This window comes from Pseudarthrobacter sp. NPDC058196 (genome assembly GCF_042882685.1).
GTDB lineage: Bacteria > Actinomycetota > Actinomycetes > Actinomycetales > Micrococcaceae > Arthrobacter.
In genome coordinates, this window is record NZ_JBHVVN010000003.1 from 13,892 (window position 1) to 29,485 (window position 15,594).

The following is a 15,594-nucleotide window of genomic DNA, read 5'->3' on the forward strand; positions in this document are numbered from 1 at the left end:
CCCAGCAGACACAAAGGTCAATTTTGCCACAGTGGAAGGGCTACGCCAATTCCGCGCCGGCACGGGAGCTATTCCTGCTCCCCCGGCGCCGGGTCCGGGCGGCGGGCCAACCTTCCGGCCACGACGTCGTACCCCAGGTTATGCAGTTCCGTGCGGTCCGCACGCGGAAGATTGCCGGCGTCGAACGCGTCCAGGAGGTCCGGGCGGCGCTCCGCTGTCCGGCGGTATTGCTCGTGCCGGCGCCACTGCGCGATCTTGCCGTGGTTTCCGCTGAGCAGGACCGCGGGGACCTCGCGGTCCCGCCACACGGACGGCTTGGTGTAGACCGGATATTCCAGCAGGCCATCGGAATGTGACTCCTCCACCAGGGACTCGGGGTTGCCAACCACGCCGGGCAGGAGCCGGCCGATGGCCTCCACCATGGCAAGGACGGCGACTTCCCCGCCGTTGAGCACGTAGTCGCCAAGGCTTACGGGGCGGACGGTGAAATGCTCCTGGGCCCACTCGATGACGCGCTCGTCGATGCCTTCATAGCGTCCGCAGGCGAAAGCAAGGTGCTCTTCGTCGGCCAGTTCATAGGCCAGGGCCTGCGTAAACCGCTCGCCGGCGGGAGAGGGAACGATCAGGACGGGTTTGTGCTGCGCATCGGGACGGCCGTGGGCCACCGCTGAGAGGGCCTGCGCCCACGGTTCGGGCTTCATGACCATGCCCGCACCTCCGCCGTAAGGTGTGTCGTCCACGGAACGGTGCTTGTCGGTGGTGAAGCTGCGGAGGTCGTGGACGTGCAGGTCCAGGATCCCGTCCTGGCGGGCCTTGCCGATCAGCGATAGCTCAAGCGGGGCAAGGTATTCGGGGAAGATGCTGACGACGTCGATCCGCATCTATTCCCGGCCTTCGGCTTCCGGGGATGCGGCATCGCCGGCGTTCAGTTCGAAGAGGCCGTCCGGCGGGGTGAGCAGGACGAAGCCCTCCTCAAGGTTAACCTCGGGCACAATCTGCTCCACGAACGGGATGAGGACCTCTTCGCCCTCAGGGGTGGTCACGGTCAACAGGTCCTGGACGGGCATGGTGGCGAGGGCTGTCACCTTTCCCACCACCTGTGAGCCGACCCGCGCCTGGAGGCCGACGAGTTCGTGCTCGTACCAGCCTTCGTCGTCATCCTCGTCGAGTTCTTCCGTTTCGATGAACAGCTTGGCTCCGCGGAGGGTTTCGGCCTGGTTGCGGTCAGTCACTTCCGCGAAGCCCAGCAACAGGATGTCCTTGTTCCAGCGCGCACTGTCCACCGTCAAGGGGCCGGAGGAGGCCGGTTCAACGACGAACTCCGTGCCGGGGACAAACCTGTCTTCGGGGGCATCGGTCAGCACCTGGACCGTGACTTCCCCGCGAATGCCGTGCGGCTTGCCGATCCGCGCCACCTGAAGCTGCATCTGTTCCTCTGTTCCGGGTTGTGGTTGGTGTGGGGTGAAAGCACTCCGGCCCCTCCACCTGGTGGTGGAGGGGCCGGAGCGAAACTGAAAGTTGCCGAGCGCTCAGCGGCGGCGGTCGGTATCGACGACGTCGACCCTGACCGGTTCGCCGCCGGCCAGTGCTGCCACCACGGTGCGCAGTGCGCGTGCCGTGCGGCCCTGGCGGCCAATCACCCGTCCGAGGTCATCCTGATGAACCCGCACCTCGAGGGTGTCCCCGCGGCGGTTGTTCTTCGAACTGACCTTGACGTCGTCCGGGGAATCAACGATTCCGCGGACAAGGTGCTCCAGCGCTTCTGCCAGCAATCTACTCAGCCTCGGTGGTCTCAGCTTCGGCGTCGGCCGGGGCCTCGGCAGCGTCAGACTTGGAGGCCTTCTTGGTGATGGCTTCCGGGATGATGACCGAGCCCTTCTCCGGAGCAACGAAAGCTTCCTTCGCGACCTTGGTCTTGAGGGTGCCTTCCTGGCCCGGGAGGCCCTTGAACTTCTGCCAGTCACCGGTGATCTTCAGGATGGCGGCAACCTGCTCGGACGGCTGGGCGCCGACGGACAGCCAGTACTGGGCACGCTCGGAGTTGACCTCGATGAACGAGGGCTCTTCGGTGGGGTGGTACTTGCCGATCTCCTCGATGGCGCGGCCGTCACGCTTGGTGCGTGAGTCCGCGACGACGATGCGGTAGTACGGGGCGCGCATCTTGCCGAAGCGCTTAAGGCGAATCTTTACGGCCACTTTTGTGGTCACTCCTGTTTCAGAAAAGGGGTGAACCCGGCGTTCTGCACCCGTGGGGCGGGCCGTACTTGCGGGCTCGAAGGACAGGATCCGGACGCGGAGAGAGGGGCCACGCAGATCGAGTACCTGTTTATTGTGCCAGATCAGCGAACTTATTTCGACTTGGCGTTGCGGCGCTTTGCGCCGCCGCCGGCCGCGGGATGGACCCTGCAGCGCCGGTCAGGCGGACCAGACGTACAGCCCGGTACGTTCGGCGTCGTCCAGCCCGGCCGCGAGCCTGGCGAGTTGCTCCACGTAAGTCCGGGCCTGGGCCGCACCGAAGGGCATGTCGTCCTGGGCGGCCCACTGCTCGGCGACGTCTTCGAGGACGTTGCCCTCACCTTCAGTCTCGTAGGACAGGAGGTCTGCCAGCGCACGGACCATGGCAGGCGGAACTGCGAGGAGGGAGTCACTGGCGACGTCCACCATGGTCAGCTCATAGTCGGCGCCGCCCGCGTGAACGGCAGTCCCGGCGAGGTCGCCGAGCTGTTCGATTTCGAAGTCACTGACTCCCTCGATCCGCACGGCATGGCCGTCAGGACCGCCGTTTGCCGCGGGCGCGCTCCCTGCATCAAGGAGGCCGGCGCGTTTAAGCGCGGCGTCATGGGTGGCAACAAAGATCTCGGTGAAGCCCATGGCTGTTTGCCCTTCTTCCGTTGGCGGAACTGCGAGCCGGGAGCAGCCTGCGTCCCGGCCGTACGGAATCAGCCTAGTAGCTGTGGACCGGCAGGCGCACGCGCCGGGCCGGGGCGCACGGGGCAACTGGCGGCCCCGGCCGGCCTCCGTCCGCAGCAAGCTCAGCGGACGGCCACCCGCAGCCGGTTGCGCCACGGATCCTCGAACCGAAGCTCGGCGCCCGTGTGGTGGGCAGCCACTCCGGCGACCTTGAGGCGGTCGGCCAAGGCGCCGACGTCGTCCCCTGAAGGAACTTCGATGAGGACTTCGCCGAGCCCAAGGGTGTCCTTGCGCGGGCCGGCGCCGCGGCTGTTCCAGACGTTCATGGCCATGTGGTGGTGGTAGCGGCCGGCGGAAACGAACAATGCCTGCCCGTGCCAGCCCGCCGTCTTTTCGAAACCGAGGGTGCCCACGTAGAAGTCACGCGCCGTCTGGACGTCTCCCACCTGGAGGTGGACGTGGCCCACTCCTGCGGCCGTCACGCGCTGGCCTTCCAGCGATTCCTCAGTGAGGTGCTGCTCCAGGTAGCGCTGCGGGGGCAGCGCGAGGCTGTCCATCACCACGTCCGTCCCGTTCCAGGACCAGTTGCTGCGCGGCCGGTCCCAGTACAGTTCGATGCCGTTGCCTTCCGGATCGGTGAAATAAAAGGCTTCGCTGACCAAGTGGTCGGCGCTGCCGGTGAAGGACATCGGCTCGTATTGCGCCGCCGTGGCGATGGTGGCGGCGAGGGAGGCCTGGTTTTCAAACAGCAGCGCGGTGTGGAACAGTCCGGCCTCTCCCCTGCCGGGCAGGTTCAGCCCCGGAGCCGGGGCCAGGTGGACCAGCGGGCGGCCCAGACGGCCGAGGTACAGTCCGCCATCCTGCTCAGCCACCACCTCCAGGCCCAGTGCGCGCTGGTAGTAGTCGGTCATGACCTTCATGTCCCCCACCTTGAGCATCACCGTGCCCATGGCGAGGTCGGCAGGAAGCAGGTCCTGGCTGTTGGCTGCTGTGGTCATTGGAGGCTCCTTGGATTGGCGGCCGTCCCGATGGCGGCCTGTCACCTATTAAAATTACTTGAAGCTTCAATTTATTCCAAGTCCCGGACCCCCCCTTTCAGTCATTGAATAATGCGGCCGCCGAGCACGACGTGTTCCAGCCTGCCGATGGTCTCCGGGACCGCCCGTGGATCCTCACGGCACACGATCACGTCGGCGCGTGCGCCCTCCTCCAGGCTGTCCGCTCCGAGCCAGCGGCGGGCTGCCCAGCACGCTGCATCCAGTGCTGCAGCCATCGGCAGGCCCGCACCGTGCAGGGCGAGAATTTCGTCCGCGATGCGGCCGTGGCGGATGACGCTGCCGGCGTCCGTTCCGGCGAAAATGCGTACGCCGGCGGCGTAAGCCTGCGCTACGCGCTCCAGCCTCCGCTCCCAGAGGGACCTCATGTGGGCCGCGTACCGTGGAAACTTGGGCTCCGCTTGGGCGGCAATGTCCGGGAACGTGGCGATATTGATGAGGGTGGGCACGATCGGCACGCCTTGCTCGGCGAACCGGGGCAAGTGGCGGGGCAGCAGCCCGGTGGCGTGCTCGATGCAGTCGATGCCGGCGTCGAGCATCTGGTCCAGGGTGTCCTCGGCGAAGCAGTGGGCCGTCACCCGCGCACCTTCGTCATGCGCGGCACGGACGGCGTCGCGGACGACGGCGGCGGGAAAAGAGGGCGCCAGGTCACCGGCGCGCCGGTCGATCCAGTCCCCCACCAGTTTGACCCAGCCGTCACCGTCCCGGGCCTGCTTGCGCACGGCCTCGACGAGGCTCTCGGGTTCGACTTCGTGGGCGAAGCCGCGAAGGTAGCGCCGGGTCCGGGCGATGTGCCGGCCCGCGCGGATCAGTACCGGGAATTCCTTGCCGCCCTGCATCCAGCGAGTATCGGCCGGCGAACCGGCATCACGGACCAGCAGGGTTCCGGCGTTGAGGTCCGCCAGCGCCTGTGCCTCCGCCACGGCGGCCTCCACCGGACCGGCCGGCCCCAGCCCGATGTGGCAGTGGGCGTCCACGAAGCCCGGCAACACCCAGCCGTCAAGTACCCGGTCAGGTGGCGGTGCGGGCCGGCGGAAAGTGAGCGTGCCGTCCACGGACCAGAGTCCGTGCCGCACCTGCTCCGGCGCAGCCAGGACAGGTCCGCGAAAGTGAATGATTCCTGCCATCCGGGCATCCTTTCGTTGCCCGGTCAGGCTAGCATCATCGATTGTTACATCGGGCTTCCGGAGGGCTGTGGTAGCTTCGTTGCTGACCACACGGGTGCCCTTGCAGGGGCTGAGATCGGGCTGACGCAGCCTGCGACCGTTGAACCTGTCCGGGTAATGCCGGCGAAGGAAGTGAGTATTCCCTTGAGTACGCAAAACACCCAGTTGAACCCTGCCCTGCTGCCGTCCGGTTCCGATTCGGCCAGCGGTCCCGACACCGGATCCACACCGCCGGTGACGCAGTCCCTGGCATCGCATTCCCTGGCATGGATCGACGATGCCAGTTCCGGGATCCGGGTACCGGTGACGGAAATCGCCCTTGAGCCATCGCCGAACGGCACGCCGAATCCCCCCTTCCGGACCTACCGGACTGCGGGCCCCGGCAGCGACCCCGTGCGCGGGCTGCAGCCCTTCCGCGCCGAATGGATTGTGGCGCGCGGGGACACCGAGGCCTACACCGGCAGGGAACGCAACCTGCTCGACGACGGCCGCTCGGCCGTGCGCCGCGGAGCAGCCTCCGCGGAGTGGAAGGGCGCCCGGCCGGTGCCCCGCCGCGCCGTCGACGGCCGGACAGTAACCCAAATGCACTACGCCCGGCAGGGCATCATCACGCAGGAAATGCGCTTCGTGGCGCTGCGGGAGAACTGCGACGTGGAACTGGTCAGGAGCGAGGTGGCCGCCGGGCGCGCCATCATCCCGAACAACATCAACCACCCCGAGTCCGAGCCGATGATCATCGGCAAGGCCTTCCTGGTGAAGATCAACGCCAACATCGGCAATTCCGCCGTGACGAGCTCCATCGCCGAAGAAGTGGACAAGCTCCAGTGGGCTACCCAGTGGGGCGCGGACACGGTGATGGACCTGTCCACGGGGGACGACATCCACACCACCAGGGAATGGATCATCCGCAACTCTCCCGTCCCGATCGGAACCGTGCCGATCTACCAGGCACTGGAAAAGGTCAACGGCGAGGCCAACGCGCTGACCTGGGAAATCTTCCGGGACACGGTCATTGAGCAGTGCGAGCAGGGCGTGGACTACATGACCATCCACGCCGGTGTCCTGCTGCGCTACGTCCCGCTTACGGCCAACCGGGTGACGGGCATCGTCTCGCGCGGTGGATCGATCATGGCCGGCTGGTGCCTGGCCCACCACCAGGAGAACTTCCTGTACACGCACTTCGACGAACTCTGCGAAATCTTCGCCAAGTACGACGTCGCATTCTCCCTGGGTGACGGGTTGCGGCCCGGTTCCACGGCGGACGCCAACGACGCAGCGCAGTTCGCCGAGCTGGACACGCTGGCCGAACTGACGCAGCGCGCTTGGGAGTACGACGTCCAGGTGATGGTGGAAGGCCCCGGCCACGTGCCGTTCCACCTGGTCCGCGAAAATGTGGAGCGGCAGCAGGAGCTGTGCAAGGGTGCGCCGTTCTACACCCTCGGCCCGCTGGTGACCGATGTCGCGCCCGGCTACGACCACATCACCTCGGCAATCGGGGCCACCGAAATCGCCCGGTACGGCACCGCCATGCTCTGCTACGTCACGCCCAAGGAACACCTGGGCCTGCCCAACAAAGACGACGTAAAGACCGGCGTCATCACGTACAAGATCGCGGCCCACGCAGCGGACCTGGCCAAGGGCCACCCGGGGGCGCACGAGCGCGACGATGCTCTGTCCAAGGCACGGTTCGAATTCCGCTGGCGCGACCAGTTCGCGCTCTCGCTGGACCCGGTGACGGCGGAATCATTCCACGACGAGACATTGCCGGCCGAACCCGCCAAGACAGCGCACTTCTGCTCCATGTGCGGGCCCAAGTTCTGCTCGATGCGGATCAGCCAGGATATCCGGAATGAATATGGCTCGGCTGAGGCGCAAGCGGCACTCACGGCGGCGGCGTCGGGGATGCGGGCAAAGAGCCAGGAGTTCCTGGCCGCCGGCGGCAAGGTCTACCTGCCGGAACTGCAGATGCCTGCCGGCAACTAGGAGGCCCGGGCCGGCTCGCTGCGGCTGACCCCGCTGATGAACTGCCGGATGGTCCGGTCGCCTTCCACCGAGTCGTGGGGCCGGTGCCCGCCCGCAGCCACGCGGTGCAGGGCACCGGTCTCCCGCAGGTAACCGGCAATTTCCTCGTACAGCGGCTCCCACCCCCCGGTCAGGACCAGGGTGGGGACGCCGGGAACAATGTGCAGGGGAGCTTCCCACGACGGGACTTGGAGCCGCAGCCGGCGTGCGGACCGTTTCTCCTCCGTGGTGGCGGGCTGCTGGAGGTCCGTGGCATAGACCCGCCGGACGAACTCCCGTTGGAAGTCCTCGTCACTGAGCTTGTGTCGGACCTCGAGGAGGGGCTTCATCAGGCTGATGTGTGCCGCGGTTGCCGGCAGCTCCGCGGTCAGCGAGAGGCACGCCGGTTCCACCAGGGTCAACGAATAGACGAGGTCGGGGCGTTCGACGGCGGCCATCATGGCGGGGATGGCTCCCTGGGAGTGTGCCACCACATGTCCGCCGGCGGCGCCGCGGCCATCGTCAGCCAGGGACTGCAGCACGATGGCAGTGTCCTCGGCAAATGATGATTCCACCGGTTCCGCGACGGCGTCATAGCCCTGCCGGCGAAGGAACAGGGCGTCGAAGGACAGCGCCATGCCGTGCTGCCGGGGCCACGCGGCGGCGCCGAAAGCACCGGCGCCGTGCACGAAAACTACCCGCTGCTTGAACATGACCCAACCCTATTCCACGGCACCGACATCCGTGGCGAACTGCTACTTGCCCAGGAACTTGTCGAAGCCCTTGGGGAGGTTCAACTGCGAGGGATCGAAGTCGCCGCCCGGCTGGCCGAACGCGGCACCGGTGGGCAGGGCCTTGCCTGCATTGGCGCGCCGGGCCTCGGCATCCTTGCGTTCCTGCGCAGCCTTGGCCGGGTTGCCGGACTTCGCCTTCTTCTTCGGCGCGTTCTTGGCGTTCTTCCGCGCACCCCCGCCGGCACCGGGCATACCCGGCATCCCGGGCATTCCCGGCATGCCGCCCTGGGCCATCTTCTTCATCATCTTCTGGGCCTGCGCGAAGCGTTCCAGCAGGCCGTTGACCTCGGAGACGTGGACGCCGGAGCCGCGGGCGATGCGAGCGCGGCGGGATCCGTTGATGATTTTCGGGGCGAGGCGCTCGTGCGGCGTCATGGACCTGACAATGGCCTCGACGCGGTCGATTTCGCGCTCGTCGAACTGCTCCAGCTGCTGCCGGATGTTCTGCGCGCCCGGCATCATCATGAGCATCTTCTTCATGGAGCCCATGTTGCGGATCTGCTGCATCTGGGCGAGGAAGTCCTCGAGGGTGAAGTCCTCCTGGTCGGCGAACTTCTTCGCCATCCGGGCTGCTTCGTCCTTGTCCCAGGACTTTTCGGCCTGCTCGATCAGGGTGAGGATGTCGCCCATGTCCAGGATGCGGGAGGCCATCCGATCCGGGTGGAAGAGTTCGAAATCGTCCAGGCCCTCGCCGGTGGAGGCGAACATGACCGGCTTGCCGGTCACCGAGGCGACCGACAGCGCGGCACCGCCACGTGCGTCGCCGTCGAGCTTGGACAGTACGATGCCGGTGAAGTTGACGCCATCATCGAAGGCGAGGGCAGTATTGACCGCGTCCTGGCCGATCATGGAGTCGATCACGAAGAGGACTTCGTTGGGGACGATGGCGCGGCGGATCTGGCGGGCCTGCTCCATCATGTCCGCGTCGACGCCCAGGCGGCCTGCAGTGTCCACGATCACGACGTCGTGCAGGGTGCGCTTGGCTTCTTCCACGCCGGCACGGGCGACCGCGACCGGGTCACCGGCAGGGTGGTCCAGCTCGGTGGACGTGGCGCCGGGGTGCGGGGCAAAGACGGGGACGTTGGCGCGCTGGCCCACCACCTGGAGCTGGGTGACGGCGTTGGGGCGCTGGAGGTCGCAAGCCACCAGCATGGGGCTGTGGCCCTGGGCCTTGAGCCACTTGGACAGCTTGCCGGCCAAGGTGGTCTTGCCTGCACCCTGGAGGCCGGCCAGCATGATGATGGTGGGGCCGTTTTTGGCCAGCCGGATCCTGCGGGTTTCGCCGCCCAGGATCTCCACGAGTTCCTCGTTGACGATCTTGACGATCTGCTGGCTGGGATTCAGCGCAGCCGAGACCTCGGCGCCGAGCGCACGTTCACGGACCTTCCCGGTGAATTCGCGGACCACCGGAACGGCGACATCTGCGTCCAGCAGGGCACGGCGGATCTCGCGGACGGTGGCATCGACATCGGCCTCGGTGAGGCGGCCCTTGCCGCGGAGATTTTTGAAGGTTGCTGTCAACCGGTCAGAGAGTGAATTGAACACGCGCCGTGAACTTCTTTCAAGAGATGATCGGGACTCGACTACCTAGGGTATCAAGTCAGCCGCGTCAGGTGGCATGCTGGCAAAATGACGAGCCAAACATCTGTGCAGACCTTGCTCATCCTCGGCGCCTCGGGCGACCTCACCGGCCGGCTCCTCCTTCCCGGCCTTGCCCGGCTGGCGGCGGCGGGCAGGGCCGAAGGACTCCGGCTGGTGGGTGCCGGATCGGATCCGTGGACCGCGGAACAGTGGCAGGAGCGGGTCCGGTCCTCGTTCGCCACCGCAGCGGGCGCGGCGGACGGCCGGGGGAAGGAAGCACTCGAGTCGCTGCAGAAGGAAACGGCGTACCACCAGGTGGATGTCACGGCCAAGGGTGCCCTTGCGTCCCTGCTGGCAGGGCTCAAGGGCCCTGTGGCCGTCTATTTTGCGCTTCCGCCCCACATCAGCCAGAAGGCCTGCGAGATACTCCAGCCGCAGGAGGTTCCGGAGGGCACCCGGTTGGTCATGGAGAAGCCGTTCGGCTCCAGCGAAGAGTCGGCGCGCTCCTTGAACCGTACGCTCGCGCGCCTGGTTCCGGAAGACCACATCCACCGCGTGGACCACTTCCTGGGCAAGGCGACAGTGCTCAACATCCTGGGCCTGCGGTTTGCCAACAACTTCCTGGAGCCGGTCTGGAACCGGCAGCACGTGGAGAAGGTGGAGATCTTCTTCGACGAGGACCTGGCCCTTGAGGGCCGCGCCCGCTACTACGACGGTGCCGGCGCACTCCGCGACATGATCCAGAGCCACCTGCTGGAGGTCATGGCCCTCATGGCCATCGAACCTCCGGCCACTATCGGCGAGCGCGACCTCCGCGACGCGGTATCCAGCGTGCTTCGGGCCAGCAGCGTCCGTCCACCGTTCACCGGCACAACCCGCAGGGCCCGCTACACGGCGGGCTCGATTGCAGGGAAGTCCGTCCCCGACTACGCCAAGGAGGAGGGGGTGGATGCCGGCCGCGGAACGGAAACCCTTGCAGAGATCCAGGTGGATATCGACAACTGGCGCTGGCGGGGAGTGCCGTTCATCCTGCGTTCAGGGAAGGCACTGGGCGACAAGCGCAAGGAAGCGGTAGTCACCTTCCTTCCCGTGCCCCACCTGCCCCTGGGCTTCACGGGGGTGGACTCCCCCAACCAGCTGCGGATCGGCTTTGGCCCGGACACGTTGGAGTTCGACGTCGACGTCAACGGCCCGGGGAACATTTTCAGCCTGGGCCGGGTCACCTTGGAGGCGGAGTTGAGTGCCTCCGACCTGTTGCCGTACGGGGAGGTGCTGGAGGGCGTCCTGACCGGAGACCCGTTGCTGTCCGTCCGCGGCGATACCGCGGAGGACTGCTGGCGGATCGTGGAGCCGGTGCTCACGGCGTGGGCGAAGGACGAAGTCCCGTTGGAGGAGTACGACGCCGGTTCGGCCGGCCCGGCGTCCTGGCCCACCAATCGGGAAACGGGAGCAGGCGGCGGGGACTGATCACGGAACGGCACGAGGCACGGGACGAAACACAGCGGGCGGGAACCTTTCGGTTCCCGCCCGCTGTGTTGATGCGTTCAGGTGTTCCTGGCCAGTTTTCCTGACCGCAGGAACGGTGTATTCCGCCTAGATGGCGGCTACTCCGCGTTCACCGGTCCGGACCCGCACTGCTTCATGGACGTCGATGGTCCAGACCTTGCCGTCTCCGGCCCGGCCGGTGTTGGAGCTGGCGATGATCACGTCCAGGATGTCGTCTGACTGTTCGTCGGTAGCCAGGACTTCAACGCGGATCTTGGGAAGCAGATCCACATTGTATTCGGCACCGCGGTACACCTCGGTGTAGCCGCGCTGGCGTCCGTAGCCGCTGGCTGCGCTGACGGTCAGTCCCTGCACGCCGTAGGCTTCCAGTCCTTCCCGGATGGCCTCGAGCTTTTCCGGCCTGACGATTGCAGTGATCAGTTTCATGCCCCCACGCTTTCCTTGCCTGTTGCCGGCTGTGCCTGCTGTGTTCCGGTTGCAGATTCCCGGTTTTCCGCCTGGCTCTTGCCGGTCACCATGTCGTGCAGCGGCTGGAAGCTGCCACCGTGGCCGCCGACGCCGAACTCGTAGGCAGTCTCGGCGTGCAGGCTAAGGTCTGCGCCGGTGATTTCCTGGTGCTCGGAGATGCGGAAGCCCATGGTCTTGTGGATGGGGTAGGCGATGATCAGGGTCATCACAGCGGTGAAGGCGATGGAGAACAGCGCTGCCAGGACCTGGGCCACCAGCTGGGTTGAGCCGCCGCCGTAGAACAGGCCGGCAGCTCCCTGGTCGGGGGTGGCGAGGAAGCCGATGGCGACGGTGCCGATGACACCGGCGACGAGGTGGACGCCCACAACATCCAGGGAGTCGTCATAGCCGAGCTTGAACTTCAGGCCGACGGCCAGGGCCGAGGCGATACCGGCGACGACGCCCAGGGCAATCGCACCGAGCGGTGAGACGTTGGCGCAGGCCGGGGTAATGGCGACCAGGCCTGCCACCACGCCTGAAGCGGCGCCCAGCGAAGTGGGGTGTCCGTCCCGGATGCGTTCCACGGCGAGCCAGCCCAGCATCGCGGCGGCCGGGGCTGCCAGGGTGTTGATCCAGATCAGGCCGGCCTGCTCCACGGTGGCGGCGGCGCCGGCGTTGAAGCCGAACCAGCCGAACCACAGGATGGCTGCGCCGAGCATGACGAACGGGATGTTGTGCGGGCGGTGGTTCGGGTCCTTGCCGAAGCCCTTCCGGTTACCAATGATCAGGACCAGCACCAGGCCGGCGACACCGGCGTTGATGTGCACCACGGTCCCTCCGGCGAAGTCGATGACCGGAGCGAAGGTCTGGCCGAACCAGCCGTCCTTGGAGAACAGGCCGCCACCCCACACCATGAAGGCCAGCGGCGCGTAGACCAGCGTGGCCCAGATCGGCGTGAAGATCACCCAGGCCGAGAACTTTGCGCGGTCCGCGACGGCACCGGAGATCAGCGCCACGGTGATGATCGCGAAGGTTGCGGCGTAGCCCACCTTCAGCAGGTCCGCCGGATCCGTGAAGTTGTGCAGGCCGAAGTGGCTGAACGGGTTGGCGAAGATCTGGAAGAAGTTGTCCTCGTTGCTCGTGGACATCGAGGCGCCCCACAGCACCCACGTGATGCCGACCGTTCCGATGGCGACGAAGCTCATCATCATCATGTTCAGTGCCGACTTGGCGCGCGTCATGCCGCCATAAAAGAATGCCAGGCCCGGGGTCATGAACAGCACGAGTGCTGCCGCAACCAGGAGCCAAACGAGACCTGCGGTGAGTTCCATGGCCTACGTCCTCTCTTGCTTTTGGTGCGGACTTGTCCGCCTGCCAACGCCTTATTGCGTCCTGTAACGAGTGTGTCGTTGGCGTGTTTCGGCCGCGGAGGATTTACATTGCGGGCCTGTTACAACAACCTCTAGGAAGTAAATGGTGCATATCCGCCTTGTTACGGTTATGTTTCCGCACTCGCGCAGCCACCCGGCTCCCTTTCCAGCAAGGACTTCAGCACCATGACGGCACCACCCCCGGTAAACGGCGCCACCGCAAGGATTTTGGCCCGTCTGAGGCCGCAACGGGAGAAGCTTCCGCGGGATATCAAGGTGATGCTGGCCGCAGCGTTCCTCATCGCCCTTGGATTCGGACTTGTTGCCCCCGTATTGCCGCAATTCGCAACAACCTTTGGGGTGGGAAACACCGAGGCCGCGGTCATCGTGGCGATCTTCGCGTTCATGCGCCTTGCTTTCGCGCCGGCCGGGGGTGCGCTGATCGGCAAACGTGGCGAACGCCCCATCTACGTTGCGGGTCTGTTGATCGTGGCGCTGTCCACGGCGGCATGCGCGTTCGCCCAAGACTACTGGCAGCTCCTGCTCTTCCGCGGCCTGGGTGGCGCCGGCTCGGTGATGTTCACCGTTGCCTCGATGGCCCTGGTGGTCCGGCTGGCGCCCCCGAAAAGCAGGGGGAGGGTGTCCGGCGCCTACGCGTCGGCGTTCCTGATCGGGAACGTCTGCGGCCCCATCGTGGGCGGACTGCTGGCCGGGCTGGGCCTGCGGGTCCCGTTCCTGGCCTACGCCGGGGCACTGCTCGTGGCAGCGTTCGTGGTACAGACCCAGTTGAGCCATCAGCGCCGTGGCACCGGCGAGGCCCGGGAGCGCGCACCGGATATGCGCTTCGGCGATGCCCTGGCAATCGGAACCTACCGGTCGGCGCTCCTGTCCAGCTTCGCCAACGGTTGGGCCACCTTCGGCGTCCGGATGGCAACGGTCCCGCTGTTCGCTGCGGCCGCCTTTGGGGCGGGGCCGCAGGCGGCAGGCCTGGCACTGGCTGTGTTCGCCGCCGGGAACGCTGCCGCCCTCTCCTTCTCGGGCCGGCTCGCGGATTCCCTGGGACGCAAGCCCATGATGATCTCCGGGCTGGTGGTGGCCGGCCTGTCAACCGCGTCGATCGGCATCACCCACGATCTGCCCTGGTTCCTCGCGGCGTCGACGCTGGCCGGCGTCGGATCAGGTCTTTTCGGTCCTGCGCAGCAGGCCGCCGTGGCGGACGTGATCGGCAACGGGCGCTCCGGCGGCAAGGTGCTGGCCGCGTACCAGATGACGTCCGACGTCGGGGCGATCGTGGGACCGGTCGCGGCCGGCCTGATGGCGGACGGCCTGGGGTTCGGCTGGGCGTTCGCAGTCACCGGCGCCATGATGCTGCTGGCGGCCGGCGGCTGGCTGCCCACCCGCGAAACACTCCGGGTTAAACCCAACTAGCTCGCACTTATCGTCGTTTTGAGGGCTCAAAACGACAACTTATGCGAGCTAGTCGGGCTGGCGTGGCTAGTTCAGCAGCGCGTCAACGAAGCTTTCGGTATCGAACGGGGCGAGGTCGTCGGCGCCTTCCCCCAGGCCCACGAGTTTGACGGGCACGCCCAGTGCCCTCTGGATGGCGACGACGATGCCGCCCTTGGCGGTTCCATCCAGTTTGGTCAGCACGATGCCGGTGATGTTGACCACCTCGGCGAAGACCCTCGCCTGGTTCAGGCCGTTCTGGCCGGTGGTGGCGTCCAGCACCAGCAGGACCTCGTCCACCTCGGCCAGCTTCTCCACCACGCGCTTGACCTTGCCCAGTTCGTCCATCAGGCCCACTTTGTTCTGCAGGCGGCCGGCGGTATCGATCATGACGACGTCGACTTCCTGCTCGATGCCTGCCTTCACCGCTTCGTAGGCGACCGACGCAGGATCCGCGCCGTCAATATCGGACTTCACGGTGGGAACGCCCACCCGCTGGCCCCAGGTTGCCAGCTGTTCGGCGGCGGCGGCCCGGAAGGTGTCCGCTGCCCCGAGCAGGACGTCCTTGTCCTCGGCCACCAGGACCCGGGCGAGCTTGCCCACGGTGGTGGTCTTTCCGACGCCGTTGACGCCCACCACCATCATGACGGCGGGCTTGTCCGCATGCCGCTCCACGTTCAGGCTGCGGTCCATGGTGGGATCGACCAGTTTGATCAGTTCTTCGCGAAGCATGGCCTTGACATGGTCGGGGGTGCGGGTGCCAAGGACCTTGACCCGCTCGCGGAGTGCATCCACCAGCTGCATGGTGGGTTCGGTGCCCAGGTCGGCGAGCAGGAGAGTTTCCTCCACCTCGTCCCAGACGCTTTCGTCGATCCGGTCGCTGGACAGCAGGGCCAGCAGGCCCTTGCCCATGATGTTGTTGGAGCGGACCAGCCGCTCCCGCAGCCGGGTGAGGCGCCCTGCGACCGGCAGCGGGGTTTCGACCGGGATGGTTTCGAGTCCGGCGGCATCATCCGGGACGGTGGTGGTGTCGACAACGTCGGGGCCGGCACCGCCGGGGGTCCCGCGTTCGATGGTTCCGGTGCTGTCATCGACTGCCGTGCCGCCTCCGGAGCGGACCTCGGGATCGTTCGCGTCCCGGGTGTCCGGGTAGCGGGTGATGTTCCTCCGCGTCTTGATCAGGACCGGGATCAGCGCGCCGATGACCACCACGGCAGCAAGGATGGACAGGACAATGGGAAGGATGTCATTCACTCCCCTAGCTTCTCATACGGGGTCTGCCCGGTCCGGGCGCCGGCAGGGCGCCTGACCTGCCCCG

General features: G+C 66.5%; 15 protein-coding genes and 1 riboswitch. Of the genes, 3 read left to right on the forward strand and 12 right to left on the reverse strand.

Annotation, left to right across the window (positions count from 1 at the left end; genetic code table 11):
* Positions 1-68 precede the first annotated feature (68 nt).
* From trmD to ACFVVC_RS05170, 7 genes are all read right to left on the reverse strand, one after another.
* Positions 69-881, reverse strand: coding sequence for a tRNA (guanosine(37)-N1)-methyltransferase TrmD (trmD, locus tag ACFVVC_RS05140; protein WP_387449902.1), 813 nt, complete (start codon positions 879-881; stop codon positions 69-71).
* Positions 882-1,427, reverse strand: coding sequence for a ribosome maturation factor RimM (gene rimM, locus ACFVVC_RS05145; protein ID WP_387449904.1), 546 nt, complete (start codon positions 1,425-1,427; stop codon positions 882-884).
* A gap of 102 nt (positions 1,428-1,529) precedes the next feature.
* Entirely contained in the window at positions 1,530-1,772 is a 243-nt protein-coding gene (locus ACFVVC_RS05150) for an RNA-binding protein (RefSeq protein WP_018759999.1), read from the reverse strand.
* 1 nt (position 1,773) lies between these two features.
* Positions 1,774-2,196, reverse strand: coding sequence for a 30S ribosomal protein S16 (gene rpsP, locus ACFVVC_RS05155; protein ID WP_018768286.1), 423 nt, complete (start codon positions 2,194-2,196; stop codon positions 1,774-1,776).
* A 219-nt stretch (positions 2,197-2,415) separates the two neighbouring features.
* Positions 2,416-2,871 carry a hypothetical protein gene (locus ACFVVC_RS05160; protein ID WP_387449907.1) on the reverse strand — a complete coding sequence of 152 codons (456 nt, stop codon included), beginning with the start codon at positions 2,869-2,871 and terminating at the stop codon, positions 2,416-2,418.
* Positions 2,872-3,032: 161 nt separating this feature from the next.
* Positions 3,033-3,908 carry a VOC family protein gene (locus ACFVVC_RS05165; RefSeq protein ID WP_387449909.1) on the reverse strand — a complete coding sequence of 292 codons (876 nt, stop codon included), beginning with the start codon at positions 3,906-3,908 and terminating at the stop codon, positions 3,033-3,035.
* A 101-nt stretch (positions 3,909-4,009) separates the two neighbouring features.
* Positions 4,010-5,092, reverse strand: coding sequence for an amidohydrolase family protein (locus tag ACFVVC_RS05170; protein WP_387449911.1), 1,083 nt, complete (start codon positions 5,090-5,092; stop codon positions 4,010-4,012).
* Positions 5,093-5,172: 80 nt separating this feature from the next.
* A riboswitch (TPP riboswitch) is annotated at positions 5,173-5,280 on the forward strand.
* On the opposite strand from ACFVVC_RS05170, the gene thiC reads away from it, so the two are divergent.
* Entirely contained in the window at positions 5,276-7,114 is a 1,839-nt protein-coding gene (gene thiC, locus ACFVVC_RS05175; RefSeq protein WP_387449913.1) for a phosphomethylpyrimidine synthase ThiC, read from the forward strand. (Overlaps the previous riboswitch by 5 nt.)
* Here the strand turns inward: thiC and ACFVVC_RS05180 are convergent.
* Together ACFVVC_RS05180 and ffh are read right to left on the reverse strand one after the other, a co-directional pair.
* A complete protein-coding gene (locus ACFVVC_RS05180) occupies positions 7,111-7,845 on the reverse strand; it encodes an alpha/beta fold hydrolase (protein ID WP_387449915.1) in 735 nt (244 codons plus the stop codon). The two genes, thiC and ACFVVC_RS05180, sit on opposite strands and share 4 nt — an antisense overlap.
* A 42-nt stretch (positions 7,846-7,887) precedes the next feature.
* Entirely contained in the window at positions 7,888-9,471 is a 1,584-nt protein-coding gene (gene ffh, locus ACFVVC_RS05185; protein ID WP_387449917.1) for a signal recognition particle protein, read from the reverse strand.
* Between the two features lie 84 nt (positions 9,472-9,555).
* On the opposite strand from ffh, the gene ACFVVC_RS05190 reads away from it, so the two are divergent.
* Positions 9,556-10,974: a glucose-6-phosphate dehydrogenase gene (locus tag ACFVVC_RS05190; RefSeq protein ID WP_387449919.1), complete on the forward strand. Its 1,419-nt coding sequence runs from the start codon at positions 9,556-9,558 to the stop codon at positions 10,972-10,974.
* A gap of 126 nt (positions 10,975-11,100) precedes the next feature.
* On the opposite strand, the gene ACFVVC_RS05195 is transcribed toward ACFVVC_RS05190, so the two are convergent.
* Complete coding sequence (locus ACFVVC_RS05195; protein ID WP_285243988.1) at positions 11,101-11,439, reverse strand: P-II family nitrogen regulator; 339 nt, start codon at positions 11,437-11,439, stop codon at positions 11,101-11,103.
* A complete protein-coding gene (locus ACFVVC_RS05200) occupies positions 11,436-12,791 on the reverse strand; it encodes an ammonium transporter (RefSeq protein WP_387449921.1) in 1,356 nt (451 codons plus the stop codon). Before ACFVVC_RS05200 ends, ACFVVC_RS05195 begins: the two co-directional genes overlap by 4 nt.
* A 225-nt stretch (positions 12,792-13,016) precedes the next feature.
* Here ACFVVC_RS05200 and ACFVVC_RS05205 point away from each other — a divergent pair, with 225 nt between their 5' ends.
* Positions 13,017-14,258, forward strand: a complete 1,242-nt coding sequence (locus ACFVVC_RS05205) for an MFS transporter (RefSeq protein WP_387449923.1) — start codon at positions 13,017-13,019, stop codon at positions 14,256-14,258.
* A 66-nt stretch (positions 14,259-14,324) separates the two neighbouring features.
* On the opposite strand, the gene ftsY is transcribed toward ACFVVC_RS05205, so the two are convergent.
* Positions 14,325-15,530, reverse strand: a complete 1,206-nt coding sequence (gene ftsY / locus ACFVVC_RS05210; RefSeq protein WP_387449925.1) for a signal recognition particle-docking protein FtsY — start codon at positions 15,528-15,530, stop codon at positions 14,325-14,327.
* Between the last annotated feature and the right edge of the window lie 64 nt (positions 15,531-15,594).

Bases quoted from the DNA above. Each gene is read 5' to 3' on its own strand.
- trmD (WP_387449902.1), bottom strand. From the start codon at position 881: ATGCGGATCGACGTCGTCAGCATCTTCCCCGAATACCTTGCCCCGCTT.
- rimM (WP_387449904.1), bottom strand. From the start codon at position 1,427: ATGCAGCTTCAGGTGGCGCGGATCGGCAAGCCGCACGGCATTCGCGGG.
- ACFVVC_RS05160 (WP_387449907.1), bottom strand. From the start codon at position 2,871: ATGGGCTTCACCGAGATCTTTGTTGCCACCCATGACGCCGCGCTTAAA.
- ACFVVC_RS05165 (WP_387449909.1), bottom strand. From the start codon at position 3,908: ATGACCACAGCAGCCAACAGCCAGGACCTGCTTCCTGCCGACCTCGCC.
- ACFVVC_RS05170 (WP_387449911.1), bottom strand. From the start codon at position 5,092: ATGGCAGGAATCATTCACTTTCGCGGACCTGTCCTGGCTGCGCCGGAG.
- ACFVVC_RS05180 (WP_387449915.1), bottom strand. From the start codon at position 7,845: ATGTTCAAGCAGCGGGTAGTTTTCGTGCACGGCGCCGGTGCTTTCGGC.
- ACFVVC_RS05190 (WP_387449919.1), top strand. From the start codon at position 9,556: ATGACGAGCCAAACATCTGTGCAGACCTTGCTCATCCTCGGCGCCTCG.
- ACFVVC_RS05195 (WP_285243988.1), bottom strand. From the start codon at position 11,439: ATGAAACTGATCACTGCAATCGTCAGGCCGGAAAAGCTCGAGGCCATC.
- ACFVVC_RS05200 (WP_387449921.1), bottom strand. From the start codon at position 12,791: ATGGAACTCACCGCAGGTCTCGTTTGGCTCCTGGTTGCGGCAGCACTC.
- ACFVVC_RS05205 (WP_387449923.1), top strand. From the start codon at position 13,017: ATGACGGCACCACCCCCGGTAAACGGCGCCACCGCAAGGATTTTGGCC.